The organism is Novosphingobium aerophilum (assembly GCF_014230305.1).
Classification (GTDB): Bacteria; Pseudomonadota; Alphaproteobacteria; order Sphingomonadales; family Sphingomonadaceae; genus Novosphingobium; species Novosphingobium aerophilum.
Genome location: NZ_JACLAU010000100.1, coordinates 1 through 1488, shown reverse-complemented (window position 1 = coordinate 1488; position 1488 = coordinate 1). Strand labels below are relative to the sequence as shown.

Annotated in this window: 1 protein-coding gene; it reads right to left on the bottom strand. The window is 70.2% G+C overall.

Annotated elements, in window-relative coordinates; translation table 11 throughout:
- Positions 1-187 precede the first annotated feature (187 nt).
- The coding region (locus tag H7F49_RS19170; RefSeq protein ID WP_268958998.1) for a malectin domain-containing carbohydrate-binding protein at positions 188-1488 on the bottom strand (1301 nt) is incomplete at its 5' end.

Genomic DNA, 1488 nt, shown 5'->3' with positions numbered 1-1488 from the left:
ACTACCGCACCGGCAGCGCTTACCCGCCAGACCTATCCCGAAACCGCTTTACCCATAGACCAGCGCGTCGGGCCCGCGGGTTCCTGCACTGGAGGCTTTCGTACGCAAGCGCCCGAAACCCTTCGCAGAGTCAGACGTTCGCCGTTGCCATGAGAACGTCTGACTTCGACAATAGCTGTCATGGCATTCAGCTGCCTTCTGGCTCTATCTCGACGGCCGAGACGATCGCCTCGCCGCGGGCCGGGCGGAAGTCGAGCTTGAGCGGGCCATCGCGGACCTCGACCATGGCCTCGCGCTGCACGCAGGTGAGCGGCGCCCCGGCCTGGGCTGCGACATCGAGACCGGCGACGAGCGTCTTGCCGTTGGCGACCACGTCGAACACCCGCTCCCCCGGTTTGGCCGCGGGTTCGACGAAGGTCAGGCGCACCCGGTAGCGGCCGTTGGCCAGCGGCACCCGGTAGGCGAAGGTGCCGCGGCGGTAGGTCGCCGCCACGTCGCGGTCGGGCGTCCCGGTGATCGGGGTCGGGACCTCGGGCTTGCCATAGTCGGCCGGCTTGTCGAGGCTGGCCGCCTCGCCGCCGGTGAAGAAGTTGTCAGAACCGAAGCGGCCGGTGCTGCCCTTCGCCGCGAGCAGCGCGCCGGCATCGATGCGGATCGCCCGGGCCTGAGCGAGATCGAGCTGCCATTCGACCCGGTCGCTCACCGCCTTGCCCGCGAACAGGCCGGTCGCAACGAGGACGTTGCGGCCTGGGGCGAGGCGCACATCGGGCCACACGCAGGTGCCGTTGTCGCAGTGCGGCGTGCCGGCCACGGGCTGGCCGTTGAGCGTCAGGCGCGGCGCGGCGGCATTGGTGTAGACCTTGACGTCGGTCACCGGATAGGCCCGGTCCACATAACGCCGCCCGGTGATGTGCACCGTCGGCGTCTGCGTCCAGTTGGCCTTGTAGAAGTAGTACACATCCTTGCGCGTCCGGCGGTCGTAAGTGACCAGCCCCTTGGTGTTGATGTCGTCGGCGTCGCCTTCGCGGCGGACCGTGGTGGCGAAATCGAAGGCGACCCACAGCCACGAGGCGCCGAGCCAGGGCCGCTCCCTGATCTGCCGCCAGTTGATCTCGTGGACCAGGCTCTCGACCTCCTCGGGCTGCTTGCGCCCGCGCGAGTCCGGCGGCGAGGCGAGCGGATTGTCGGTGTGCAGCGTGATCGCCCCGCCCGCCCCGTATTCGGTCAGGGCGAGCGGCTGCCACGGCCGGGCGGCGCGCAAGGCATCGAGCGCGGGCCCAAGGTCGGTCGGCTTGCCATAGTACCAGCCGTAGTAGCGGTTGGTCCCGCCGAGCTGGACCACCGGCGCGGTGATCGGCACTTCGACCCCCGGATCGAAGGCGCGGCCCTCGCAGCAGGTGGCCAGCGCCGAGGGGCGCGACGGATCGAGCGCGCGGGCGAGCTGATCGAGCTCGCGCAGCAGCGGCAGGGGATCGGGCGGCGTCCCGG